The 23,984-nt window shown below is 71.9% G+C and carries 24 protein-coding genes; 7 read left to right on the top strand and 17 right to left on the bottom strand.

Annotated elements, in window-relative coordinates:
- Window positions 1–21: 21 nt before the first annotated feature.
- Complete coding sequence (locus ACH47X_RS16840; protein WP_397405713.1) at window positions 22–636, top strand: hypothetical protein; 615 nt, start codon at window positions 22–24, stop codon at window positions 634–636.
- Window positions 637–645: 9 nt separating this feature from the next.
- Window positions 646–1,749 (top strand): DNA polymerase domain-containing protein, encoded by a 1,104-nt coding sequence (locus tag ACH47X_RS16835; RefSeq protein ID WP_397405712.1) that lies wholly within the window; start codon window positions 646–648, stop codon window positions 1,747–1,749.
- Window positions 1,750–1,779: 30 nt separating this feature from the next.
- Here the strand turns inward: ACH47X_RS16835 and ACH47X_RS16830 are convergent, their stop codons facing one another.
- Complete coding sequence (locus tag ACH47X_RS16830) at window positions 1,780–2,049, bottom strand: DUF7218 family protein (protein ID WP_142036414.1); 270 nt, start codon at window positions 2,047–2,049, stop codon at window positions 1,780–1,782.
- A gap of 109 nt (window positions 2,050–2,158) precedes the next feature.
- On the opposite strand from ACH47X_RS16830, the gene ACH47X_RS16825 reads away from it, so the two are divergent.
- Both ACH47X_RS16825 and ACH47X_RS16820 read left to right on the top strand, forming a co-directional pair.
- Window positions 2,159–2,722, top strand: a complete 564-nt coding sequence (locus ACH47X_RS16825; RefSeq protein WP_397405711.1) for a dihydrofolate reductase family protein — start codon at window positions 2,159–2,161, stop codon at window positions 2,720–2,722.
- A 15-nt stretch (window positions 2,723–2,737) separates the two neighbouring features.
- The gene (locus ACH47X_RS16820) at window positions 2,738–3,898 is read left to right on the top strand and encodes an ATP-dependent DNA ligase (protein WP_397405710.1); all 1,161 of its coding nucleotides are present in this window, start codon (window positions 2,738–2,740) and stop codon (window positions 3,896–3,898) included.
- 66 nt (window positions 3,899–3,964) lie between these two features.
- On the opposite strand, the gene ACH47X_RS16815 is transcribed toward ACH47X_RS16820, so the two are convergent.
- The 15 genes from ACH47X_RS16815 to hrpB all read right to left on the bottom strand — a co-directional run bounded on the left by ACH47X_RS16815 (window position 3,965) and on the right by hrpB (window position 20,644).
- Window positions 3,965–6,301 (bottom strand): RelA/SpoT family protein, encoded by a 2,337-nt coding sequence (locus ACH47X_RS16815; RefSeq protein ID WP_051432879.1) that lies wholly within the window; start codon window positions 6,299–6,301, stop codon window positions 3,965–3,967.
- A gap of 76 nt (window positions 6,302–6,377) precedes the next feature.
- On the bottom strand, window positions 6,378–6,950 hold the full coding sequence (locus tag ACH47X_RS16810; protein ID WP_036963105.1) for an adenine phosphoribosyltransferase: 573 nt from the start codon (window positions 6,948–6,950) through the stop codon (window positions 6,378–6,380).
- Window positions 6,951–6,973: 23 nt separating this feature from the next.
- A complete protein-coding gene (secF, locus tag ACH47X_RS16805; protein ID WP_397405709.1) occupies window positions 6,974–8,065 on the bottom strand; it encodes a protein translocase subunit SecF in 1,092 nt (363 codons plus the stop codon).
- Window positions 8,065–9,978, bottom strand: a complete 1,914-nt coding sequence (gene secD, locus ACH47X_RS16800; protein ID WP_397405708.1) for a protein translocase subunit SecD — start codon at window positions 9,976–9,978, stop codon at window positions 8,065–8,067. Before secD ends, secF begins: the two co-directional genes overlap by 1 nt.
- Window positions 9,979–10,059: 81 nt before the next feature.
- A complete protein-coding gene (yajC, locus tag ACH47X_RS16795; RefSeq protein ID WP_036963109.1) occupies window positions 10,060–10,491 on the bottom strand; it encodes a preprotein translocase subunit YajC in 432 nt (143 codons plus the stop codon).
- Window positions 10,492–10,635: 144 nt separating this feature from the next.
- Window positions 10,636–11,691 carry a Holliday junction branch migration DNA helicase RuvB gene (gene ruvB / locus ACH47X_RS16790; protein ID WP_036963112.1) on the bottom strand — a complete coding sequence of 352 codons (1,056 nt, stop codon included), beginning with the start codon at window positions 11,689–11,691 and terminating at the stop codon, window positions 10,636–10,638.
- Window positions 11,684–12,310: a Holliday junction branch migration protein RuvA gene (ruvA, locus tag ACH47X_RS16785; protein WP_397405707.1), complete on the bottom strand. Its 627-nt coding sequence runs from the start codon at window positions 12,308–12,310 to the stop codon at window positions 11,684–11,686. The genes ruvB and ruvA overlap by 8 nt, the downstream gene beginning before the upstream one ends.
- Before the next feature lie 104 nt (window positions 12,311–12,414).
- Window positions 12,415–12,981, bottom strand: coding sequence for a crossover junction endodeoxyribonuclease RuvC (gene ruvC / locus ACH47X_RS16780; RefSeq protein ID WP_397405706.1), 567 nt, complete (start codon window positions 12,979–12,981; stop codon window positions 12,415–12,417).
- 57 nt (window positions 12,982–13,038) lie between these two features.
- Complete coding sequence (locus tag ACH47X_RS16775) at window positions 13,039–13,797, bottom strand: YebC/PmpR family DNA-binding transcriptional regulator (RefSeq protein WP_397405705.1); 759 nt, start codon at window positions 13,795–13,797, stop codon at window positions 13,039–13,041.
- Between the two features lie 84 nt (window positions 13,798–13,881).
- The gene (gene pdxT, locus ACH47X_RS16770; RefSeq protein WP_036963115.1) at window positions 13,882–14,517 is read right to left on the bottom strand and encodes a pyridoxal 5'-phosphate synthase glutaminase subunit PdxT; all 636 of its coding nucleotides are present in this window, start codon (window positions 14,515–14,517) and stop codon (window positions 13,882–13,884) included.
- Window positions 14,518–14,623: 106 nt separating this feature from the next.
- Window positions 14,624–15,598 (bottom strand): Abi family protein, encoded by a 975-nt coding sequence (locus ACH47X_RS16765; protein WP_397405704.1) that lies wholly within the window; start codon window positions 15,596–15,598, stop codon window positions 14,624–14,626.
- A 248-nt stretch (window positions 15,599–15,846) separates the two neighbouring features.
- On the bottom strand, window positions 15,847–16,449 hold the full coding sequence (locus tag ACH47X_RS16760) for an NUDIX hydrolase (protein ID WP_397405703.1): 603 nt from the start codon (window positions 16,447–16,449) through the stop codon (window positions 15,847–15,849).
- Between the two features lie 126 nt (window positions 16,450–16,575).
- The gene (locus ACH47X_RS16755) at window positions 16,576–17,175 is read right to left on the bottom strand and encodes a DUF6000 family protein (RefSeq protein WP_397405702.1); all 600 of its coding nucleotides are present in this window, start codon (window positions 17,173–17,175) and stop codon (window positions 16,576–16,578) included.
- A gap of 43 nt (window positions 17,176–17,218) precedes the next feature.
- A complete protein-coding gene (locus tag ACH47X_RS16750) occupies window positions 17,219–18,070 on the bottom strand; it encodes a S41 family peptidase (protein ID WP_397405701.1) in 852 nt (283 codons plus the stop codon).
- Between the two features lie 66 nt (window positions 18,071–18,136).
- Entirely contained in the window at window positions 18,137–20,644 is a 2,508-nt protein-coding gene (gene hrpB / locus ACH47X_RS16745) for an ATP-dependent helicase HrpB (protein WP_397405700.1), read from the bottom strand.
- A 129-nt stretch (window positions 20,645–20,773) separates the two neighbouring features.
- Here hrpB and ACH47X_RS16740 point away from each other — a divergent pair, with 129 nt between their 5' ends.
- Window positions 20,774–21,559 (top strand): helix-turn-helix transcriptional regulator, encoded by a 786-nt coding sequence (locus tag ACH47X_RS16740; RefSeq protein WP_397405699.1) that lies wholly within the window; start codon window positions 20,774–20,776, stop codon window positions 21,557–21,559.
- Window positions 21,560–21,819: 260 nt separating this feature from the next.
- Here the strand turns inward: ACH47X_RS16740 and ACH47X_RS16735 are convergent, their stop codons facing one another.
- Window positions 21,820–22,296 (bottom strand): hypothetical protein, encoded by a 477-nt coding sequence (locus tag ACH47X_RS16735; RefSeq protein WP_397405698.1) that lies wholly within the window; start codon window positions 22,294–22,296, stop codon window positions 21,820–21,822.
- 125 nt (window positions 22,297–22,421) lie between these two features.
- On the opposite strand from ACH47X_RS16735, the gene ACH47X_RS16730 reads away from it, so the two are divergent.
- Both ACH47X_RS16730 and ACH47X_RS16725 read left to right on the top strand, forming a co-directional pair.
- Window positions 22,422–23,288: a hypothetical protein gene (locus tag ACH47X_RS16730; protein ID WP_397405697.1), complete on the top strand. Its 867-nt coding sequence runs from the start codon at window positions 22,422–22,424 to the stop codon at window positions 23,286–23,288.
- Window positions 23,285–23,980, top strand: coding sequence for a hypothetical protein (locus ACH47X_RS16725; protein ID WP_397405696.1), 696 nt, complete (start codon window positions 23,285–23,287; stop codon window positions 23,978–23,980). The genes ACH47X_RS16730 and ACH47X_RS16725 overlap by 4 nt, the downstream gene beginning before the upstream one ends.
- The last annotated feature ends 4 nt before the right edge of the window (window positions 23,981–23,984 follow it).

Genomic DNA, 23,984 nt, shown 5'->3' with positions numbered 1-23,984 from the left:
CGTTGCGCATAGGTTCTGCAGGTGCCGTTCCCGTCCCTCGCCGCGCTCCTCGACCCCGGGCCGACGGCGCCGGCCCTCGTCGTCACCCCGGAGCACGTCGGCGGCCCGGTGGCCTGGTGGGACCTGCGGCGTGCGGGGGCGCTGGTGGAGCTGCACGACGGCGCGGCGGTAGCGGTCGGTGCTGTGGTCGGCCCGGAGCACCGCGCCCTGGCGCTGGCGCACGAGGTGCCCGCCCGGTGCGTGCTGGCGGCCGCGACGGCCGCGTGGGTGCACACGGGCCTGTGCGGCGGGCGCGACGCACCGGCCTGGCCGGCGGGAGTGCCGCTGGAGCTGGCCTACTCCCCCGACACCCACCGGCCGGTCCCGCGCCCAGGGCGGCTCACGCGGCGGGCGCCGGGCCTCGGGCGCGACACCGAACATCTGGCGGGAGTGCCCGTCACCGGGCCGGAGCGTACCGCCGTCGACGTCGCGTGCACCGCGCCGCCGGAGGCGGCCGTGCCCGTGCTGGTCGCTCTCGCGCGCGGCGGGGTGGACCTGCTGGCGGTGACCCGGGCGTTGGACCGGCGCGCCCGCGTGGTGGGCCGGCCCGCGGCGCACCGGGCGCTTTCTGCGGCGCGAGCGCTGCTGGCGGGCTAGGTTCGGTCCATGGCCGGATCCAAGACACCCGCTGTGGAGCTCGACGTCGCGGGCCGTACCGTGCGCGTGACGAGCCCGGACCGCGTCGTCTTCCCCCGTGACATCACCAAGCTCCAGGTCGTGGAGTACTTCGTGGCCGTGGCCGACGGGATCACCGGCGCGCTGCTGCACCGCCCCACCACGCTGGAGCGCTGGCCCAAGGGCTGGCACGAGGGCGCGCACCTCGCCACACGCATGCCCAAGCCGGACGACCCGAAGGGCGACGGCTTCTACCAGAAGCGCATCCCGCGGGGCGCGCCGGGCTACGTGGAGACCGCCACCATCGCGTTCCCGTCGGGCCGGACGGCGGACGAGGTGTGCCCCACCGAGCCGGCCGTGGTGGCCTGGGCGGCGAACATGGGCACGCTGACGTTCCACCCGTGGCCGGTGCGACGGGACGACGTCGAGGCGGTGGACCAGCTGCGTATCGACCTGGACCCGCAGCCGGGCACGGACTTCTCCGACGCCGCCGCGGTGGCGCCGCACCTGCGGGAGCTGCTGGGCGAGCTGGACCTGACGGGGTATCCCAAGACGTCCGGCGGCCGGGGGCTGCACGTGTTCGTGCCGCTGGAGCCGCGATGGACCTTCACGGAGGCGCGGCGGGCCACGATCGCGATCGGGCGGGAGCTGGAGCGGCGTCTGCCGGGCCGGGTCACCACGCGGTGGTGGAAGGAGGAGCGCGGCGAGGCGATCTTCGTGGACTACAACCAGATGGCGCGGGACCGCACCATCGCGTCGGCGTGGTCGATCCGGGCGAACGGGCGGGCCACGGTGTCGATGCCGCTGGACTGGGACGAGGTGCCCGACGTGCATCCCGACGACTTCGACGTGCTGTCCGCGCCGGCACGGTTCGCCGAGCGGGGCGACCTGTTCGCCGCGCTGCGCGCCGACCGTGACCCGGCCCTGGACTGCTCGCTCGACGCAGCCCTGGACCTGGCAGCCCGGGACGAGGCGAACGGCCTGGAGGACCTGCCCTACCCGCCTGAGTACCCGAAGATGCCGGGCGAGCCCAAGCGGGTCCAGCCGAGTCGCGACAAGGACCGGGACCGGAACAAGGACGCCGTCGGCGAGTGAGCCGGCGGCGTCCTGCCCGGCGCGACGCCGTCAGTGCGACCGCAACGCCTTGATCAGGTCGCCCTTGCGCATCGTGGAGCGGCCTTCGATGCCGATCTCGGCGGCGCGCTTGCGCAGCTTCTCCACGGTCCAGTCGTCGTAGTCGCCGGATTTGCCGCCCTTGCGGCCCACGCTCTTGCGGGAGGTGTTCGCCGCGGCGTTCGCGATCCGCGCGGACTTCTCCTTGGAGCTGCCCTCGTCGCGGAGCTTCTCGTACAGCTCCTTGTCCTTGACGCTCGGTCCCGGGTCACGCTTCGGCATGGTCGCTCCTCCCGACGGATGAACCTTCACCCTCCACGATCACGCGATCTCACCCCGCTCGCACCCGCGCGGACCGATGAGTTCGGCCGGGCACGGGTGTCGGACCGGCATGGGAACGCTGCGCTACACCGCGAACATGTCCGCCGACGGGTACACCGTCGACGCCGAGGGAAGCTTCGACTTCGCCCGGCCGACCGACGAGATGCTCGCGTTCGTCAACGAGACCGAGGCCGACTCCGCCGTCTACGTCCACGGCCGGCGCATGTACGAGACGATGGTCTACTGGGAGACCCACGAACCGGGGCCCGACCCGAACCCGCACGCGGACCGGTACGCGGAGATCTGGCGGGGCGTCGACAAGGTCGTCGCGTCGTCGTCGCTGTCGCCGGACGCCGTGACGTCGGCCCGGACCCGGCTCGTGCGCGACCTGCAGCCGGGCGAGCTGCGGCGCATCGTGAACTGTGCGCCCGGCGTCGTCTCCATCGGCGGGCCGACCGTGGCCGCCGACTTCATCCGGCAGGGTCTCGTGGACGACTTCCGGTTCGTGGTCTACCCCGAGATGGTGGGCGGCGGGCTGCCTGCGCTGCCCAGGGACGCGCGGCTGAGCCTACGTCTGACGGAGAGCCGGACCTTCGACAGCGGGTGCGTCTACCTGCGCTACCTCCCGCGCTGAGGCAGGCTCGTACCCGTGACCACTCTCAACCTGCCCGTGCAGCCCCCGGTCCGGCCGATGCTCGCCAAGAGCGTGCCGTCGGTACCCGCCCAGCCCGCCGGCGACGACGCCGGCCCCGCGTACGTCTACGAGCCCAAGTGGGACGGCTTCCGCGCCATCGTCTACCGCGACGGCGACGAGGTACGCATCGACTCCCGAAATGCCAAGCCCATGGAGCGCTACTTCCCGGACGTCGCCGCCGCCGTCCGCGAGGCCCTCCCGGAGCGGTGCGTGGTCGACGGCGAGATCGTCATCGCACAGCGGTCCGGCCACGGCGCCGCGCACCTCGACTTCGAGCTGCTGTCCCAGCGCATCCACCCCGCGGAGTCCCGCGTGCACATGCTCGCCGAGACCACCCCGGCCGCGCTCGTCGTCTTCGACGTGCTGGCGCTCGGCGACGACGACCTCATGGACCGTCCGCTCACCGAGCGGATCGAGGCCCTGGACGGGCTGGGGCTGACCGGCCCGCTCGTGTTCGCCACTCCCCGCACCCTGGACGCCGCGGTGGCCACGGAGTGGTTCGGCTCGTTCGAGGGCGCGGGCCTGGACGGCGTCGTCGCCAAGCCCGCGGACGGCCCCTACGCACCCAACAAGCGCGCGATGCTCAAGATCAAGCACACACGCACCGCCGACGTCGTGCTGGCGGGCTATCGCCTGCACAAGACGTCGACCCCGGAGGCCCCGCTGCTCGGCTCTCTGCTGCTGGGGCTGTGGGACGAGACCGACGAGGGCCCGCGGCTGCAGTTCGTCGGCGTCGCGGCGTCGTTCTCGGTGACACGGCGCGCCGAGCTCGTCGCCGAGCTCGCGCCGCTGGTCGTGGAGCCGGGCACGGACGCGGCCCAGGAGCACCCCTGGCAGGGCTGGACCGACCCCACCAAGGCCGAGGCGGGCGACCGCCTGCCGGGCGCGCAGTCGCGCTGGAGCTCGGGCAAGGACCTCTCGTTCACGCCGCTGCGGCCCGAGCGCGTGCTGGAGGTGGGCTACGACCACATGGAGGGTTCCCGGTTCCGCCACACGTCGCAGTTCAAGCGCTGGCGCCCCGACCGCGAGCCGGAGTCCTGCACCTACGAACAGCTGGAGGAGCCGGTCAGCTTCGACCTGGGCGAGCTGCTCCCGGGCGCGCCGGGGACGGCCTGACCCGGCGTGCCGAACCGCGTGTCAGCCGTACAGGTCACCGGAGTGACCTGTACGTCCGACAGGGGCTCACACCGGGAGCTGCGGCCGCTCGACCGGCTTGGTGCCGGTGATGCGGTGCACGTCGAACACGCCCTCTACCTTGCGGACCGCCGAGAGGACGGTCGCGAGGTGTGCGGGCTCCGCCATCTCGAAGATGAACCGCGAGACCGCGAGCCGGTCGTCCGACGTCGAGACGAAGGCCGACAGGATGTTGACGTGGTTCTCGGACAGCACGCGCGTCACGTCCGACAGGAGCCGGGACCGGTCCAGCGCCTCGACCTGGATCTGCACGAGGAACATCGTGTTCGCGCCCTGCGTCCACTCGACCTCGACCAGCCGCTCGGGCTGCTTGCGCAGGCCGTCCAGGTTCACGCAGTCCGTGCGGTGCACGCTCACGCCCTGGCCGCGCGTCACGAAGCCCACGATGTCGTCGCCCGGCACCGGGGTGCAGCACTTGGCGAGCTTGACCCACACGTCCGCCGACTCGGAGCCCTTGAGCATGACGCCCGGGTCACCCGACCGCACGCGCCGGGCGGTCAGACCACCCGGCCGGGCCGCCTCCGCGACGTCCTCCTCCGCGCCGTCCGCGCCGCCCAGGGCCTTGACGAGCTTGTCGACCACGTGGGCCGAGGAGATCTGCCCCTCGCCGACGGCCGCGTACAGGGCCGAGACGTCCTGGTAGTTCATCTCGTCCGCGACCCCGACCAGGGTCTCGTGCGACATGAGGCGCTGGATCGGCAGGCCCTGCTTGCGCATGGCCTTGGCGATCGAGTCCTTGCCGGTCTCGACGGCCTCCTCGCGGCGCTCCTTGGTGAACCACTGCCGGATCTTGTTGCGCGCGCGCGGCGACTTCACGAACCCGAGCCAGTCCCGGCTCGGCCCCGCCGTCTCCGACTTGGAGGTGAGGATGTCGACGACGTCGCCGTTCTCCAGCGGCGAGTCGAGCGGCACCAGGCGCCCGTTGACGCGGGCACCCATGGTCCGGTGCCCCACCTCGGTGTGCACCGCGTACGCGAAGTCGACCGGCGTGGCGCCGCCGGGCAGCGCCATGGCCGAGCCCTTCGGCGTGAAGACGTAGACCTCGTCGCCGCCGATCTCGAACCGCAGCGAGTCGAGGAACTCCGCCGGGTCGGCGGTCTCGCGCTGCCAGTCCACGAGCTGGCGCAGCCAGGCCATGTCCTGGTTCTTGGGGTCGTTGCCCCCCGCCGCCGGCGTCTTCTCCTTGTACTTCCAGTGCGCCGCGACGCCGTACTCGGCGCGGCGGTGCATGTCGTGCGTCCGGATCTGGATCTCCACGGGCTTGCCGCCCGGGCCGATCACCGTCGTGTGCAGCGACTGGTACATGTTGAACTTCGGCATCGCGATGTAGTCCTTGAACCGGCCGGGGACCGGGTTCCACCGCGCGTGCATGGCGCCGAGCGCCGCGTAGCAGTCGCGCACCGTGTCCACCAGGACGCGCGTGCCGACGAGGTCGTAGATCTCCGCGAAGTCGTGACCGCGCACGATCATCTTCTGGTAGATCGAGTAGTAGTGCTTCGGCCGGCCGGTGACCGTGGCCTTGATCTTCGCGCTGCGCAGGTCCGACTCGATCTGGCCCTTGACCACACCGAGGTACTCCTCGCGCGCGGGCGCCCGCTCGGCGACCAGGTGCACGATCTCGTCGTACACCTTGGGGTACAGGGTCTGGAAGGAGAGGTCCTCCAGTTCCCACTTGATCGTGTTCATGCCCAGCCGGTGGGCCAGCGGCGCGTAGATCTCGACGGTCTCGCGGGCCTTGCGCTCCGCCGACTTGGACGGCACGTACTTCCAGGTGCGGGCGTTGTGCAGCCGGTCGGCGAGCTTGATGACCAGCACGCGGATGTCCTTGGCCATCGCGACGACCATCTTGCGCACGGTCTCGGCCTGCGCGGCGTCGCCGTACTTGACCTTGTCCAGCTTGGTGACGCCGTCGACCAGCAGCGCGACGTCGTCGCCGAAGTCGTTGCGCAGCGTGTCCAGCGCGTAGTCCGTGTCCTCGACCGTGTCGTGCAGCAGCGCGGCCGCGATCGTGGTGCCCTCGAACCCGAGCTCCGCCAGGATCGTGGAGACCGCGACGGGGTGCGTGATGTACGGGTCGCCGCTCTTGCGCATCTGGCCGCGGTGGGCCTTCTCGGCCACGACGTAGGCGCGCTCGATCAGGGCGACGTCGGCCTTCGGGTGGTTGCTGCGGATCGCCTGCAGCAGCGGCTCGATCGCCGCCGGGGTGCCGCCACCGATGCTGCGCACGCCCAGGCGCACCAGGCGGTTGCGCATCCGGTTGCCGCCCGGAGGGGTCGGCGGGTTCTTCTCGGGCACCGGAGCGCGTGACACCGTGTTCTCCGCCATGTACGCGCCTCCTTCCCCGGGACGAAACCCGGAGTCGACAGTCTAGCCCTGGACCTCTATGCGCCGTCCGACCCGGTCATGGACCGGACGGGGTGTCCACCCGCAGGAGAGTATCGACGTTGTGGCCCTGGAGCCTGTCGCGGCCGTGAAGTGCCTCGAGCTCGATCAGGAAGGCGAGCCCCGAGACCACGCCACCGCACTGCTCCACCAGCTCTGCCGCGGCCGCCGCGGTACCCCCCGTGGCGAGAACGTCGTCAATGATGAGAACGCGCGCACCGGGGGTCAATGTTCCCGCACGCAGTTCGATGGCCGCCGAGCCGTACTCCAGGTCGTAGGAGACGCTGTGGGTGGGCGGCGGCAGCTTGCCGGCCTTGCGCAGGGGTAGGAAGCCCAGGCCGAGCGCGTGCGCCACCGGCGCGCCGAGCAGGAAGCCGCGGGCCTCCATGCCGGCCACGACGTCCACGCCGTCGGCCAGCGCGAGGCGTGTGAAGGCCTCCACGACGTCGGCCAGGCCCTCGGCGTCGGCCAGGAGGGGCGTGATGTCCTTGAAGAGGACACCGGGAGAGGGAAAGTTCGGGACGTCCGCGATCAGGTCGCGAACGCGCGTCGCCCTCTCCGGCACCAGGCCGGAGAGGGCGACGTCGGTCATGTCGTCTGCCACGAGGCGTGAGCCTACCGGCGACGCCTGGGCTGAGCCGACTGTCCCTGGTGGTGACCCGGGACGAGCTGGGCCGAACCGGACGCGGCGGCGGCCAGCTGGCCCTCGTCCGCGCCCTCGGCCACGAGGCCCGCACGCAGGTCCATGACCTTCTTGGTGTGCTCGGCGATCTTGGGCTCGCGCTCCCGCAGCGTCACGTCGAGCGGCGTGGCGAAGAAGAGCGACGACAGCGCGCCCGCCGCGATACCGACGAACAGCGACAGCGAGATGTCCTTCAGCGTGCCGGCCCCCAGCAGGAAGCCACCGACGAAGAGGATGCCCGCGACCGGCAGCAGGGCCACCACGGAGGTGTTGATGGACCGGACCAGGGTCTGGTTCACCGCGAGGTTGGCGCGCTCGGCGTAGGTGCTGCGCGTCTGCTCGGTCACCGCGGCGGTGTTCTCACGCACCTTGTCGAAGACGACCATCTTGTCGTACAGCGAGAAGCCGAGGATGGTCAGGAAGCCGATGATCGTCGACGGCGTGACCTCCCAGCCGATGACCGCGTACACGCCGGCCGAGATCAGCACGTCGGCGAGCATCGCCACGATGGCCGCCACCGACATCCGCCAGGCGCGGAAGTAGATCGCCATGAAGACCGCGGCCGCCAGGACGAACACGATGGTGCCCCACAGGGCCCGCATGCTCACGGACTGGCCCCAGGTCGGGCCGATGAAGTTCGACGTCACCTCGTTGACGTCGACGCCGTAGGCGTCGGCGAGCGCCTGGCCGACCTGGTCGGTCTGCTCGTTGTCGAGCTCGGAGACCTGCACGCGGACGGCGTTGGCGCCGACCTGGCTGACGTGCGGCTCCTCGCCCGGGGCGACGGTGGCGACCGCGTCGAGCGCGACGTCCTCGTCCGTGGTCGAGGCGCCGGACACGGTGAACTCGGAGCCACCCCGGAAGTCGATGCCGAGGTTCAGGCCCTGGAGGCCCAGGACGAGGATCGACGCCACGGAGAACAGTCCGACGATCGAGTACCAGAGCTTGCGCCGCTGGACGATCGGGTACGACCGGCGACCGGTGTAGAGGTCGTTACCCCACTGAGCAAAGCCACCCCGCGCCATCAGTGCTTCTCCTCGTTCTGAGCCTGCTGGGTCGCCTCTGCGGACCCCGCGGCAGCCTTGCGCTCGGCGGCACGCCGCTCGGCGATCGTCATCCGGCGGCCGTCGTCGGCCGTGCGCGGGGCGGGAGTCACGGACTGTGCCGTGACCAGCTCACGCTCCGGCTCGGGCGTGCCATGGTCGGGGGCGTCCGACGTCGCGGCCGACGGGGCCGAGATCCGGCCGGCGCCCCGGTAGCGTGGCGTCACCTCGATCCGGTCGGGGGACAGGCCGGAGGCCTTGTGCCCGTCGCGGAAGAACGGCACCTTGGCGAGCAGCTCCATGACCGGGTGCGTGAACCAGATGACCACCATGACGTCGATGATCGTGGTCAGGCCCAGGGTGAACGCGAAGCCGCGCACACCGCCGACGGTCATGAAGTACAGGATGACGGCCGAGAGCAGGTTGACCGCCTTGGCGGCGTAGATCGTGCGGCGGGCACGGACCCAGCCGCGCTGGACGGCCAGGCGCAGGGACCTGCCGTCACGTAGCTCGTCCCTGATGCGTTCGAAGTACACGATGAACGAGTCCGCGGTGAAGCCGATGGCCACGATCAGACCGGCCACGCCGGGCAGGGACAGGCGGTAGCCGATGCCCCAGCTGAGCAGCGCGATGACCACGTAGGTCATGGCGGCGGCCACGACCAGCGAGGCCACGGTGAGCAGGCCGAGCGTGCGGTACTGGAACAGCGAGTACACGACGACCAGGGCCAGACCGATCAGACCGGCGAAGAGGCCGCGCTGCAGCTGCTCGGAGCCGAGCGTCGCGGAGATCTGGTTCTGCCCGTCGACCTGGAAGGTCAGGGGCAGCGAGCCGAAGTTGAGCTGGTTGGCCAGGGTGGCGGCCGACTGCTGCGTGAACGAGCCCGAGATCTCCGGGCGCCCGTCCGTGATGACGACGCCGGGGCTCAGCGAGGGCGCCGAGATGACGAGGCCGTCCAGCGTGATCGCGAACTGGTTGCGCGGGCTCTCCAGCGTGTTCAGGCGCTGCGTCGACTCCCGGAAGAGCTTGGTGCCCTCGCTGTCGAGGTCGAGCTGCACCGCCCACTCGTTCGTGACGGTGCCGTTCGCACCCGACCGCAGACCCGAGCTCGCGCTCGAGATCGCGGTGCCGTCGACCTCGACGGGGCCGAGGACGTACTTGGCGGCGCCCGTGGCGTCGCACGTGACGAGCGGCAGGTCCGGACGGTCGCCGCCGCCACCCTCGAGGTTCTTCGGGTCGGTGCAGTCCAGCTCGTCGAACCGGGCCTGGACCGACGGCGTGATCTGCGCCAGGTCCGAGGGGTCCGTCGCCGCCTCGACCGCCTTCTGCTGCTCGGCGATCTCGTCCTTGGTCAGCTGGCCCCCGACGGGCGCGTCCTGCTCCGCGTCCGCACCGTCGGCCTGGGCGCCGTCGCCCTCGCCGTCCGCCGAGGCCGAGGCCGACGGGCTGGCCGAGGGCTGCGTCGTCGGGGTCGGGTTGCCGATGGTCAGGACCGGGCGGAACTTCATCTGCGCGGCCTTCGAGATCAGCGCGACGGTCTCGTCGTCCACCTCACCCGGGATCTCGACCACGATCTGGTTGTTGCCCTGGCTGGCGATCTCGGCCTCGGTAACGCCGTTGGCGTCCACCCGCTGCCGGATCACGCCGATGGCCTCTTCCATCGCCTCGGGGGTGATCTCGGAGCCGTCGGAGGTCACCGCCTTCAGGAGGACCTGGGTTCCGCCCTGGAGGTCGAGGGCCAGACCGGGTGCAAGGCTCGCGCCGTCCGGGTTGTCGCTCGACTTGCCGTCGAGCTGCCAACCTGCCAAGAGGGCGCCGAAGGGCAGCAGGATCGTCAGGATCGTGAGGAGCACGATCGTGCGAACCGGCCGCGAGCGCCGGGTGTCAGTCGCCAACGTCTGTCTCTTCTCGTGTGCGCGCCGGGCTACGTCCGGAGCGGGTAAGGCGCCGCCCGGGGTCACCGGACGGCGCAGCCGTCACTTGCCGTCTGCGTCGGCGTCCCGTCGCTGCTGGTCCCGGTACTCGCGCTGGGCGGTGTCGAGGCTGGACAGGTCGTCGGGGACGTCGGTCGCGTCGGGGCTGATCGTACTTCCCGTTTCGCTCTTTGCTGTGACGTCGGACTCATCCGCCGTGATGTCGGTGTCCTCGTCGTCGGCGACGGGCTCCTCGACCTTCTTGGAGATGGCGGCGCGGAGCCACGTGGTCTGGCTGCCGGGGACGGACTCGATGGTCACCTGGTCGGCCGACTCGTCGACGTCGACGACGGTCCCGATCATCCCGGAGGCGGTCATGACCTTGGTGCCGACCGTGAGGTTGTTCCGGAACTCCGCCGCCGCGCGCTGCTGCTTGCGGGTGCGGGAGGACATGAAGAACATCGCCACGAGGAGAATCGCGACGAGAATAAACATTTCCACGGTGAGGTCCCTGTTCGATTGCTGTGTCGGATGTGCTGCGCACGTTCGGTGGCGCAAGTACGACGAGGATCCAACCCAGTGTAGTGCTCGGGCACGGATCCTCGGGCTCCCCACGGTAGGGGCACCACCTGGACAACGTCAGGGAGCGGTCAGAGTTCCCGGGTCGGCGGATCCCGGCGGAGTGAGTCCCAGGTGCTCCCAGGCGGCGAGGGTCGCGACGCGGCCGCGCGGGGTACGGCCGACCAGGCCCTCGCGGACGAGGTAGGGCTCGGCGACGGTCTCGACGGTCTCGGCCTCCTCCCCCACGGTCATCGCGAGGGTGGACAGGCCCACGGGCCCGCCGCCGAACCGGGTGCACAGCGCGGTGAGCACCGCACGGTCGAGGCGGTCCAGGCCGATCGGGTCGACCTCGTAGACCTCCAGGGCCGACTTGGCCGCGTGCAGGTCGAGCTTGCCGTCACCACGCACCTGCGCCCAGTCACGCACGCGGCGCAGCAGGCGGTTGGCGATGCGCGGCGTGCCACGGGAGCGGCCGGCGATCTCGTGGGCGGCGGCGTGGTCGAGGTGGACGCCGAGCAGCCCGGAGGAGCGCAGGATGACCCGCTCCAGCTCCTGGGGCGAGTAGTAGTCCATGTGCCCGGTGAACCCGAAGCGGTCGCGCAGCGGGGCGGGCAGCAGGCCGGACCGGGTGGTGGCGCCGACCACGGTGAACCGCGGCAGCGCGAGCGGGATCGCGGAGGCGCCCGCGCCCTTGCCGACCACGACGTCGACGCGGAAGTCCTCCATGGCGACGTACAGCAGCTCCTCGGCGGGGCGTGCCAGGCGGTGGATCTCGTCGATGAACAGCACGTCGCCCTCCTCCAGGGAGGACAGGACGGCGGCGAGATCGCCCGCGTGCTGGATGGCGGGTCCGCTGGTCAGGCGCAGGTGCGACTCCAGCTCGCCGGAGATGATCATCGCCAGCGTGGTCTTGCCGAGGCCGGGCGGCCCGGACAGGAGCACGTGATCGGGCGGGTTGCCGCGCGCGATCGCGGCCTGCAGCACCAGGGAGAGCTGGTCGCGCACGACCTGCTGCCCCACGAAGTCGTCCAGCCGCTTGGGGCGCAGGGCGGCCTCGGCGGCGCGCTCGATCTCGTCGGCGCTGGGCGCGACGATCCGTCCCCCGCCCTCCGTCTCGGTGGAGACCTCAGCCACGGTGGCCCCCCAGGACGCGCAGCGCGGCGCGCAGCGTCGAGGCGACGTCGTCGGCCGCCACGGCGTCGGTGCCCGCCTCCGCGAGCACCTTGGCGACGGCGTCGTCGGCCTGCTTGGCGGGCCAGCCGAGGCCCGCCAGGGCCTCCACGACCCGCTCGGAGTGGTCGGCGGCGCCCGGGGCCGCGGTGGGGGCGGCCTCCGCCACGCCGGTGCCGGACGGCGGGCCCAGCCGGTCGCCCAGCTCGAGCACGATGCGCTGCGCGCCCTTGCGGCCGATGCCCGGCACGCGGGTCAGGGCGGCGAGGTCCTCGCCCGCGACGGCGCGGCGCAGGGCGTCCGGGGTGTGCACCGCGAGCATCGCGAGCGCCAGGCGCGGCCCGACGCCGGAGACGGTCTGCACCACCTCGAACACGTCGCGCTCGTCGGGGTCGGCGAACCCGTAGAGGGTCATCGAGTCCTCGCGGACCACCATGCTCGTGGCGACGCCGGCGGTCTCACCGACGCGCAGCGCGGCCAGGGTGGTGGGCGTGGCGTGCACCAGGTAGCCGACGCCGCCGACGTCGACCACCGCGCGGTCCAGGCTCACGTATGCCACGGTCCCCGTCAGCGAGGCGATCACGGGCTTCCCCTCCTTGCAGGATGTTCCCTCACCGGATGTTCCGGTATCGAACGTTCGTGCGAGGAGCCTAACAAGCGCGAGGTGCCCTCCGGGGAGGCACGCCGTCAGCGGCGGGGGCGCTGCTTGGCCGCCTGCTCGGCCGCGGCCCACGCGCGCTGGGCGGGCGTGAGCTCGTGCCGGTCGCCGCCCTGCAGGGCCCCGGCGGGGCGCCACAGGTGGCAGACGGCGAGCGCGAGCGCGTCGGCGGCGTCGGCGGGCCGCGGCGCCTCGTCGAGATCAAGGATGCGGGTGATCATCGTCGTCACCTGCGCCTTGTCGGCCCGGCCCGAACCGGTCACGGCTGCCTTGACCTCCGACGGGGTGTGCAGCGCGACGGGCACGCCGCGGCGGGCCGCGGCCACCATGGCCAGGCCCGCCGCCTGAGCGGTCCCCATCACCGTGCCGACGTTGTGCTGCGCGAAGACGCGCTCGACCGCCACCACGTCGGGCACGTGCTCGTCGAGCCAGCGGTCCAGGCCCTCGGCAATCCGCAGCAGGCGCAGGTCCGTGGACAGGTCCACGTCCGAGCGGATGACTCCGACGGCGACCATCCGGGCCCGCCGTCCGGGCAGGGAGTCGACGACGCCGACGCCACACCTGGTCAGACCGGGATCAACACCGAGAACGCGCACGGAGAAACCCTCTCACGTGCGGGTTCCCTCCCTGCGCGGACACGGCCGCGGGGGGTGCTACTCCTCGTCGAGCGCCGCCATGACCTCGTCGCTCGCGTCGAAGTTCGCGTAGACGTTCTGCACGTCGTCGCTGTCCTCGAGTGCGTCGATCAGGCGCATGATCTTGCGGGCGCCCTCGACGTCCACCTCCACCTGCATGGACGGGTGGAAGATCACGTCGGCCGAGTCGTACTCGATGCCGGCCTCCTGGATGGCCGTGCGCACGGACACCAGGTCGGTCGCCTCGGTGAGGACCTCGACGACCTCGCCCTGGTCGGTGACGTCCTCGGCGCCGGCGTCGAGCGCGGCGAGCATGACCTCGTCCTCGCCCACACCGTCGGCCTTCGGCACCACGATCAGGCCCTTGCGGGAGAACAGGTACGACACCGAGCCCGGGTCGGCGAGGTTGCCGCCGTTGCGGGAGAACGCCAGGCGCACCTCGGAGGCGGCGCGGTTCTTGTTGTCGGTGAGGCACTCGACCAGGACGGCGATGCCGTTCGTGCCGTAGCCCTCGTACATGATCGTCTGGTAGTCGACGGCGTCGGCGCCCTCGCCCGAACCACGCTTCAGCGCGCGGTCGATGTTGTCGTTGGGAACCGACGACTTCTTCGCCTTCTGGACCGCGTCGAACAGCGTCGGGTTACCGGCGAGATCGCCGCCACCCGTCCGCGCCGCGACCTCGATGTTCTTGATCAGCTTCGCGAAGAGCTTGCCGCGCTTGGCGTCGATCGCGGCCTTCTTGTGCTTGGTCGTGGCCCACTTGGAGTGACCTGACATGCCTCTACCTGACTCCTTGCATTTCGATGGCTCTTATCAATGGCGCTCGAACTCGGCAACGCCGAACGGCGACGAGAAGGCCGCTCAGCCGCCCGCAACCATGCTGACGAACAGCCCGTGCACGCGCGCGTCCCCCGTGATCTCGGGGTGGAAGGCGGTGGCGAGCAGCGACCCCTGCCGTGCTGCGACAATCCTACCGGCGGCCGCCACAGGACGGCCCTGCGTATCCACAGCCGGGATGCGGGACAGCACCTCGACCTCGGGCCCGGCCTCCTCGATCCAGGGGGCACGGATGAACGCGGTGCGCACCGGGCCGCCGTCGTCGACGTCGGAGATGCCCGCGAAGTCGAGGTCGGTCTCGAACGAGTCGACCTGCCGCCCGAACGCGTTGCGCCGCACGACGACGTCCATCCCGCCGACCGTCTGCTGGTCGGCGGTCCCGTCCAGGATCCGGTCGGCCAGCAGGATCATTCCCGCGCACGAGCCGTACACCGGCAGGCCCTCCTTGATGCGGGCCTGCAGCAGGTCGCGGAGCTCGAAGATGCGCAGCAGCTTGTCGATCGTGGTCGACTCGCCGCCGGGCAGCACGAGCCCGTCGACCGCGGCCAGCTCCCCCGGACGGCGTACGGTCACGCCGTGCGCGCCGACGGACTCGAGGGCGGCCAGGTGCTCGCGGACGTCTCCCTGGAGGGCCAGGACGCCGATGGTCGGGTTGCTCACAACCGTTCATTCTACGGCGGCGTCCAGCAGACCTGGGACGTCGCAGATGCCGCCCACGCGGGAGACCGCGGCGAAAGCACGTCCTGGGACCGGTCGGGCCGCCCCTCTACGGCATCAGGTCGGTCCAGTTGGCCGGGAACCCCATGTCGGCGAGCGTGACCACACCGTCCGACGGGAAGTCGGAGAGCAGGCTCACCAGCTCGGCCTTCCAGACGCCATCCATCGAGACCTTCTCCATCAGGAAGCACAGCACCATCAACGCTGGATAAAGGCGAGCGCGATCGCGGTGCTCGAGCCCAGCGAGGTGGTTGAGCTCCTTGATCCCATGAAGCGCTGACACACGCACTGTGTCCGTGAAGTGACGGTTCCAGAGCCGCGCGTGGTGGGCACACGTGTTCCGGGCGATGTTCAAGGTTCTGAGCCAGTTGGCAAGGACCGCTCCGTCACCGGCCCCCGCCCGGTCGACGACGTCGAGCCCGCGAACGATCTCGTCGCGGTCACGTCGCTTGAGCCCCTGGAAGAGCATCGAGAGAGCGCCGAAGTCCACGACTTCCAAGGCAGCCCAGATCGGCAGGTCGCCACCGTACTTGCGGCCGTAGTGCGCCACGTACTCCTCGGACGAACGGGCCTGATGGGCGCGAAGCTTGGCCACCCAACTCGTGTGCCGCGATGGGCGGCCCTGGGCGGAAGAGGAGAAGCGGGCGTCAAGATGCCGGGGATCGAGGTGTGCGAACGGCCCGCGACGGCCCAGGGCATCGGTCACCCTCACCCGGATGGCCACCTCGACCCGCTCCACGGCGTCCATAGTCAGGAGTTTGAGCCGGCGATCGAACTCGTACACCCGCAGCACCTGGTTCAGGTTCGTGCCCGCCCCGACGTCGGCGGTGCGCACAGGACGGCCGTGGCGGAACGACGCGGCCCGGTCGATGACGCGGTAGGGATACCAGTAGCCGCTGAGACGGTGATAGCCGATCTGGCCCAGGGCGACCACGCACGACGCGTCGTCGAGCCGCATGCCGCGCCGTCTCAGCAAGGCTTCCTGCTGCACGATCGACAGGTGCGGCTTCAGGTACTGGGACATGGCGTTTCCTCGAGATGGCGGCCGTTGAGACCTTGAGCAGTCGCAGGACGCAGAAGGTCCCGCTCGCTGGCCTCTCGAGGATAAGAGCGCCTCCACGATTCCTCTAGGCGAAAGCGTGATACAGAGAGGGCGGAAAGAAATGAAGACCGGCCCGTGATCGCTGGGCAATCAGAGGGACCGGTCGTGTTAAGGAGATTCTACGGGCGGGTCGGACGCGACGCAACGCGCGTACCGCCGGACCGACGGGCTCAGTCGTCGTGCTGTTCACCCAGGTGCCGCACCCGGCCGTCCCAGCCGGCCACGAGGTGGTCGACGACGTCCGGCAGTTCCGGCGGGAACACTTCCAGCGGCTGCTCCCGCAGCTGCGCCGCCGTCAGCCAGCCCGTCTCGTCGAGCAGCTCGCGCTCGGCGTCGGTCCAGCCGTCGGCCGTCACCTCGACGGCGTCCGGGATGCGCGCGAGGTAGAACACCTCGTACTGCCGGCAGGTCTCGGCGTAGAAGTCGAAGATGCCCGTACGCGTGAGCACGGGTCCCACCAGGGCCCCGGCCGGCAGGTCGATGCCCACCTCCTCGCGCGTCTCGCGCAGCGCTGCCTGCACCGGCGTCTCCCCCGCGTCGATGCCGCCGCCCACCGTGAACCACCAGGACCGCTCCGGCTGGTTCACATCGTGCCCGCGCATGACCAGCACCCGGCCGGCGTCGTCCATCAGGATGACGCGCGCCGCCGAGCGCTCGCGGACGCCGTCCGGCCCCGGCACCCAGTCGTCCCCGAGGGACGTGGTGCCGGGCCCGACCTCGGGCGGCGCGGCGGGCCGGTGCTGGTCGGCAGTCTCCGGCGGGAACCCGGTCATGCGGCCTCCTGGTGCTGGGCGTTCGGGGACGTCAGGCCGGTCCGCCGCGGCGGACCGGCCGGTGCCCACAAACTACCTCCCGCACCCGTCAGTGCCGTGGCTGAGCCAAGTCCGGCCGCCTCGCCGTCAGGACCACGTGCTCCAGGTACGGCGCCTACGTCGTCGTGCCTGGAAGTCGCCTCGGAGATCCGTGGCGATGCCGAGCGACTCCTCGAACGAAGCCGCCATCTGTGGGCTGGGCGCGACCGGCGGACTACCACCCAGGTACACGATCGCCGCCGAGACGTACTCCGCCCATCCGAGATCGCCACGGACCTCGGACCGTGTCACGAACAAGCGCATGGCCGGAATGGCATCCGGTCCGACGACGAGAACGCTGGCGGTCGTCAACGCGTCCACGGAATGTCGGTTGGCCACGCTCCACGCCTCAAGAACCGTGTCGCGCACCTCGTCGGCGGGTACGGCGAGCGCAAACCACGCGCCCATCGTCATCTCCCGCCAGCCACCACCTCGCAGCATCAGCCTCACCTGCTTGGCCGTGATCTTGCTGCCAGCCCCGACCAGCTTGCGGCGGAACCGGAGCGCAGCATGAGGATCGGCCTCGCTCGGCCCTTCGGCGAGGTACATCTTGAGGTAGAACGGCCGGACCAGCCGCCTGAACAGGCGGAGCTGGTCGCTGCTGTAGCCCGGAGGTTCCGTCCCGGGGCCGGACTCGAAGGCATTCATGATCAGGGACCGGCGTCCCGGGGACGGACTCGGCGGCGCGGGATCACAACGCTAGCGCGACGTCCACCGCCCGCTCGGCGGCGCACGGGTGGTCGGGAACGACCCCGACACCCTCCCAGTTGGTCCCGGTCACGGCGTGCACGGATCGCGCGATCGGCACGTGGAGCTGCAGGTGGGCGGTGAGGTCGAAAGCCTCCCGGGGATGAGCCCCGCCCGCGGTCGTCTCGCCGACGACGACCGCCCGGCCCAGCGCCTGCAGGTCGTAGGCGAGCTCCTCGCCGCCACTGAACGTCCGGCCGCTCGTGAGGACGACGACCGGCACGTCCGGCAGTCTCGGCGCGACCGCCGGCGTGGTGAACGACGGCTCGACGGTGCCGTCCCGGTGCACGAGGTCGAGGAGGTGGACCGGCTCGTCGCCGAGCAGGTGGCTCACCAGCAGCGCCACGGACTCGGGCACGCCACCCACGCAGTCGCGCAGGTCGACCACGAGCCGACGCACGCCCTGCAGCAGCGTGAACGCCGCCGACGCGGCTGGGCGGACGTACTCCGGCGGCAGGATGATCGGGCCGATCCTCAGCAGACCGACGTTGCCGTCGAGGCGACGCACCTCGCTGATCGCGGGCCCGCTCTCCCGCGCCAGGGCGGCGAAGTAGGCGCGTACCTCGCCCTCGTCCTGCTCGGGCGGCACGCCCTCCGGGTAGTGCCGGACCCGCAGGTGCCGGTCGCCGTTGACCGACTGGAGGACGGTCGTGGCGGCCTCGGCGAACGCGGGCTCGTCGTCCGCATCAGCAGTGAGCCCGTCGAGCGCGTCGGCGACGCCGACCGCCACGTCGGGAAAGACATAGTGGGTTCGGACGAGCTCCTGGACCTGGGCGATCAGCATGCGCGCAGTCAACCGAAGCGTCCGGCGGAGCGTCAACGGGGTTTCCGCAGGTTACGCGGCCGCCGGCGGACCGGCCGGTCACCGCCGCGGCTTCGCCCTCCTGGTCGCCTCCGCCGTCAGCGGGTCCTCCGGCCACGGGTGCCGCGGGTAGCGGGCGCGCATGTCGGCCCGGACCTGGGGGTAGCCCTGCTTCCAGAAGGAGGCCAGGTCGCTGGTGATGGCGACCGGGCGCTGAGCGGGCGACAGCAGGTGCAGGACGACCGGGACCCGGCCGTCCGCGACGGCCGGGGTGGTGGTCCAACCGAAGACCTCCTGCAGCTTCACCGCGAGGACCGGCGGCTCGACGCCGTCGTACGCGAGCCGGACCTCGGAGCCCGACGGAACCCGGAGCCGTTCCGGCGCGAGCTCGTCGAGCCGGGCCGCCGCGGGCCAGGGCAGCAGGCGCCTCAGCGCCGAGGCCACGTCGATGCGGGCGAGGTCGCGCGCGGCGCGCACCGACGTGAGCTCGGTACCCAGCCAGTCGTCGAGTCCGGCCAGGAGCGCGTCGTCGCCGACGTCGGGCCACGGAGCGCCGAGGTGGGCGTGGCAGAACGCCATGCGTCCGCGCAGCGCGAGCGCGGCCTCCGACCAGCGCAGCACGGACAGACCGCTGCGCCGGAGGCCGTCGCGGACAGCCGCCTGGACGAGCAGTGGGTCGGGACTGGGCAGCGGGACATCGCCCAGCACGATCGCGCCGAGCGTCTCGACGCGCCGGGTCACGATCCGGCCGTCGTCCCAGCGGATCTGGTCGGTGGTCGTGACCAGCTCGCCCGCGACGTCCCGCGCCGTGGCCTCGTCGATCGGGGCCGCGGAGCGGATCCGGGCGTCGGCGCGGCCGGGTGCCCGGTCGGCGACCGCGATCGCGAGCCAGGTCGTGGTCCGCAGCGACGACTGCGCGTCGAGCGCAGCGCCCGTCCCACCGGACATCTGGTAGGTCACCGCATCGCTCCCCCGGACCCGGGCGATCCGGTCCGGGTACGCCAGGCCCACCACGATCCCGGCGGCGAGATCGTCCGGCAGTCCGGGCGTGCCCTTGTCGGCCGAAGCCGGCACGCCCCGGCCGAGCCGCTTCGTCTCCTCCCGCCAGCGGGCCGTGGCTCCGCGGTCGTCGCCACGGCGGAGGGCCCGCCAGCGGCCCGGCAGATCGTCGCCAGGGCCGCGGCCGGAGTCGTCCGAGAGCAGTGCGACGACCTCGCGTGCCCGGTCGGCCCCGACCCGGGAAGCGCCGTCCAGCAGCGCACGGGCCAGGCGAGGATGCGCCCCGACCGCAGCCATCCGCCGGCCCCGCTCGGTGATCCGACCGGCCTCGTCGGTCGCCTCGATGCGGTGCAGCAGCTCGGTGGCGGCGGTCATCGCCGGCGCCGGTGGCGCCTCGAGCAGGGTCAGACCAGCACCACCGGGAGCGCCCCACGCCGCCAGGTCGAGGGCGAACCCCGCCAGGTCGGCGGTCGCGATCTCCGGCGCCGCGTGGTCGTCGAGCCGGCCGTGGTCGGTGGCGGACCAGCACCGGTAGACCCGGCCCGGCGCCTCACGCCCGGCCCGCCCCGCGCGCTGGTCCGCCGACGACCGCGAGACCCGGCAGGTGACCAGCGCGCCGAGGCCACGGGACTGGTCGGTCCGCGGCTCCCGCGCGAGCCCGGCATCGACCACGACCCGGACGCCGGGCACGGTCAGCGAGCTCTCCGCGACCGCCGTCGTCACCACGACCCGGCGCGTGGCGGACGGAGCCAGCGCGCGGTCCTGCTCGGCCCGGGACTGGCGGCCGAACAACGGCAGCACGTTCTGGTCGGCCAGCCGCCGGGTCACCCCGTTGATCTCGCCCTCGCCGGGGACGAACACGAGGACGTCGCCCTCGTTCTCGGCCAGGGCCCGCCGGACGACGGCGGCGACGTGGTCCAGCAGGCGCGGGTCCACCCGCCCGCCGGGGAGCAGCGGCGTGGCGACCGGCGGCGGGGCCCACTCGACCGCGACGTCGAACTGCGCCGCGGAGGCGGTGACCACGGGCGCCGGGACGTCCGTGCCCAGCGCGCGGCTCAGCCGCACCGTGTCCGCCGTGGCCGACGTCGCGACGAGGGCCAGGTCCTCCCGGAGGTTCGCCCGGACGTCGATCGCGAGCGCCAGCAGCAAGTCGGCGTCGAGGTGCCGCTCGTGGCACTCGTCGATCACGATCGCGGAGACACCCGGCAGCTCCGGGTCCTGCTGCAGGCGCCGCACGAGGAGCCCCGTCGTCACGACCTCGACGCGCAGGCTCCTGCCGCCGCTGCGCTCGCCGCGCATCGCGTAGCCGATCCGCTGCCCGAGCGGCTCGCCGACGAGCGTCGCGAGCCGGGTCGCGGCCGCGCGGGTCGCCATCCTGCGCGGTTCGGCGACGACGACCGTGCCGCCGAGCGCGTCGGCCAGGGCGAGCGGCAGCAGCGACGTCTTCCCCGAACCGGGCGGTGCGACCAGGACGGCGGTGCCGCGTGACCGCACGGCCTCGACCGTGGCGGGCAGGACCGCCCGGACGGGCAGGTCCGCCCCGGGGACCGTCGACTCGGGCAGCAGCACGCCCCGACGCTAACCGATTCCAGGAGGGTTGACCGACCACTTTCCTGTACCGAGGTCCGTCACACTGCTACAAACGTCCAGGGGGCGGTTCTGGGCGTTCGACGGCCGCTACAGGCATGAAGGAGGCCGATGAACCAGCGCGTGCTGCTCAACATGGACTTCTCCGCGTACGTGGACTCGGGGAGGTTTACCCGACCGGGACGGCTACGGGTGCTCGACGAGCTGGCTCGGCTCCAGACCGAACGTTTGCGGGTCAGCCGCGCGGTCGAGCGCGGCCAGCGGGTCGCGGCGCGCATCCTCGGACGGGGCACGATCGCCATCAATCACAACATGGCCCTCGAGGTGCCCTCCTGGCGGACTCTCGAGTCGATCCGCAACTCGGGGACCATCGGTCAGCTCGCCGTCAGTCTCCCGAACAACACGGTCGTGATGGAGAACGGCCTGCGCATGACCAGCGTGTGGCACTTCGACGGCCTGGACCCGGAGGTACGGCTGATCCTGTCCGCCGAGGACCCGGCGGCGTACTTCTTCGGCTACGCACCGGTGCAGATGAAGATCGTGGACGACGCCGAGGTGTTCCTCGACGGGCCGACCATCCGCGGCGAGCCGACGGTGATCGCCGTGCGGGACACGGCCTGCCTGGATGCCGCCCGCGGCTACTGGGCGGCGGTGCGCGGCACGATGTATCCGTGCGCCGCCGAGGCTCCACCCGTCGAGGGCCTGTCGGAACGCCAGCGGCGCGTCGTCACGCTCATGCTCACGTGCCCCTCGGACGAGCAGATCGCCCGGCGGCTCGGGGTGAGCGTCCGGACGGTGCGCACCGAGGTCGCAGCGGTCCTCGACCTGCTCGACGCGCCGACGCGGTTCGTGGCAGGGGTCCGGCTACGGGAGTTCCTGAGCGCCGTCACCGCCTGAACGGGCGCTGCGCGGTGATCGACGGGACGACCGGCTGCCAGAGCGGCCACCCGGTCGGCAGCGGGCCCGTGGTCGCCCGGCTCTGCCAGTACAGCGACTTCAACGTCACCAGGACCGGAACGCCAACAACTCCGTGACGACTTACCACGGCTGCGACGTGAAGCTGTACGACAGCACCAACTTCTCGGGTAGCTCGACGCCCTTCGCGCGCCGGGAGCGCCCCGTCACCTCGGGGCGACGGGGCGTTCCCGGCGATGCGGTCAGCTACGCGGGCAGACGTACACCGACGGCGTCGTGACCCAGTCCCCGCCCACCGAGCCCGACCGCAGCCACTGCACGTACGCCTGCGCCCGGACCAGCTTGCGCGCGGAGGAACCGCAGGACCACGAGGTGGTGCGCTCGACATCCTGCTCGGACGCCCAGCTGTCTGCGGGAAACTCGTCCCGGAGGTTCAACCAGGTGCCGTTGGAGTTGTACTGGAGGCGGACCTCGACAACCTGGACGCTGTAGTTGTTGCCGCTGGCCCTGTCAGCCACCCGGGCATGGGCGTTGAAGACCCCGGCGGACGACATCTCCACGTTGGCGCACCGGAGGATCTGGTCACCGGCCTGGTCTCCGTCGCAGTTGTGCGCGATCTGCTCGGCAGCCACCGCCGGCGAGGCGACGAGCATGGTGGTCCCCAGAGCCACGCCGAGTGCCGCGGCCAGGATGCGCATGATCTTTCCGTCTTTTCGCATGACCGCAGTTGATACCCGCGGCCGGGGAAGAGGTTGCAGGAACCTGCACGGCGGCAGGCGGCAGGAACTCAGGAGTCCGCACGCCCCGACGGCGACCGACGGAACCCCTGCAAGAATGCGTGGTCGTGAATCATCTGCTGGACCTCGGGTCCCGGAAGTTCTGGCGGCTGGTCGGCAGGCCCGTCGACCTCGCCGGGGAGCACTCCTGGCTGCGCGCCCCGGTGAGCCGTTCCTCCACGGTCGCCGACGGCTGGCTCGCCGCCGAGGCCGCGCATCACGGGGGCACGGTCGACGACGAGGTCGCGAGCACCGGTCCCGCCGCGGGCCCGGTTCCCGGCCTGCTCCCGGCGATGACGCGCCTCGACGGTCCCGCGTTCGACGCCGCCCGCCTGGACCCGCGGATCCGCGACTTCTACGAGCACACCGCCGCCTGGCACATGGAGGTGTGGAGCGGGTGGTCGCCGCTGTTCTGGCCGGCAGGTGAGCTGATCGCGCGGCTGTTCGCCCGCCGGGTGGAGCAGCTCTCCCTCCCGATGCGCCCGCTCGACGTCGCGCACGGGATGGACAGCCGGGTCCGCGTGATCCGTGACCGGGACGGCGAGCAGGTGGGTGCCGCGTGGCTGCGCACGCTCCGGCCCTCGGGCCGCTACGTGTTCAGCGGTTGCTACTCGGCGCGCCGGCTCCCCGGCGCGGTGGGGCCGAGCGTGCACGTCGCGTTCCCGCTCGAGTCCGGCAACGTCCAGGTGTTCCTGCGCCCGGCTGTCGGCGACGACGGCGACCTCGTGCTGGAGTCGCCCCCGGGGCGGTTCGGGCAGGACGGCGCGTACGTCACCGTCCACGACGGTGGACGGGACTTCGCGGCCCGGGTGCCGCTCCACGAGACCTTCCATCTGTACCGCGACCCGTACGGTGTGCTCCGGACCGACCACGAGCTGCGGATGTGGCGCACCTGGATGATGCGTCTGCACTACAAGATGGAGCGCGCCCGATGATGCACACCTTCCACCTCGCCGAGCTGCCGGCCGGGGTGACGGCACGTGCGTTGCTGCGGCCGCCGTCGGGCACCACCACACCCGGGCTGGACCACGCCGAGTGCCTGGCCCTCATGCGCCTGGGGGCGCCCGTCGTCTCGCCGGACCGGCTGCAGCTGCGGCGGATCGCGGTCTTCGCGCAGTGGCGCGACGAGGACGCCGTCGACCGCTTCCTGTTCGACGACGCCCTGGGGCGCCACCTGGCGACCGGCTGGCACGTGCGGATGGAGTACCTGCGCCGCTGGTCCCGGCTGGCGGCGCTGCCCGACCTGCCCGCCCGGGCCGGGACCTGGGACCGGGACGAGCCCGCGGTCGCGGTGACCGTCGCTCGGATGCGGCTGCCCGAGGTCCCCCGGTTCCTGCACTGGGGCCGGCCGGTCGAACGTCAGGTGCGCGACCACCCCGGCACCACGCTCGCCCTGGCCGCGATCCGGCCGCCGCGCACCATCTCCACGTTCTCCGTGTGGCGCACGGTGCGCGAGATGGAGGAGATGGTGCACGGCCGCGCCGAACCCGCGGACCGGCGGCACGCGGACGCCATGGTCGAACGGCGTCGCCGCGACTTCCACCACGAGTTCGCGACGTTCCGGTTCCGCCCGCTGTCGGAGCACGGGACCTGGGAGGGACGGACGGGGATCGTCCCGGCGGCCTGATGAC

Origin of the sequence: Promicromonospora kroppenstedtii (assembly GCF_044389675.1) — a bacterium.
In the GTDB taxonomy this organism is placed as follows: Bacteria; Actinomycetota; Actinomycetes; order Actinomycetales; family Cellulomonadaceae; genus Promicromonospora; species Promicromonospora kroppenstedtii.
This window is presented reverse-complemented; position numbering and strand designations above follow the sequence as displayed.